The organism is Lapidilactobacillus concavus DSM 17758 (assembly GCF_001435835.1).
GTDB lineage: Bacteria > Bacillota > Bacilli > Lactobacillales > Lactobacillaceae > Lapidilactobacillus > Lapidilactobacillus concavus.
The window spans coordinates 1-753 of the sequence record NZ_AZFX01000006.1; the positions used below are offsets into that span (position 1 = coordinate 1).

Annotated in this window: 1 protein-coding gene; it reads right to left on the reverse strand. The window is 42.6% G+C overall.

Going from position 1 to position 753, the window contains the following annotated elements; all coding sequences use genetic code 11:
• Positions 1–666 (reverse strand): IS30 family transposase (locus FC15_RS01620; protein WP_057823277.1); only part of this gene is annotated, 666 nt, incomplete at its 3' end.
• Positions 667–753: the final 87 nt, after the last annotated feature.

A 753-nucleotide genomic window follows, 5' to 3' on the forward strand; every position in this document is an offset into this window, starting at 1 on the left:
TTCATAACGACTAACACGTTCAGTCAAGGTCATAATAGCGGGTTCACTGGCAACTCGTTTGCCTTTAACTAGATCACCTTCCCAATGGCCGATTTCAGTTCGGTTATTGGCTCCAAATGGTCGTTCTTCAATAGACTTGCCTAAGGTACGTTTATTCATACGCTGATGAGCTTTACGAACAGATCTCACCCGTCGACGTAGCTTCATGGGTAGTTCACTATTAGTTAGTTCTAAAAGGCCATTATCAATGTATCTGTAGACAGTTGGTGTTGACGGACAAGCTAGTTTTTGATGGTTCAGTTTGAACCAATGCACAAAGCTATCAATACTGTGGACTCTAGGTTTGCGACGAAGTTCAATGACCAGTTGTTGGAAGAACACAGGTGCCTTGACCAGCCAGCTAACGGCATGAGAATTAGCTTGATGATTTGCATGAATAGTTTGAGCAGTCTCTGCAAAGTAAGCTTCAAAGGGCTTGTGATTAGGGCCAATTTGACGAATTGTACCGTGCTTTAATTCCCGACTGATGGTACTTGGACTCCGATGAAGTTCACGCGCAATCTGACGGCAAGACCAACCGTCAGATTTACGAGCCATGATCAAGCCACGTTCATAAGGTTGAAGTTGTTGGTAATGACTAATCATGGTATTCTGGTTAAGGGTCATGAAGACATCTCTTTTCTTATTTGTTGTGGTAACTATAAGAATAGGTCTTCATGGCCTTTTTGGTCTAGTCATTTAGGTGTTGCACTT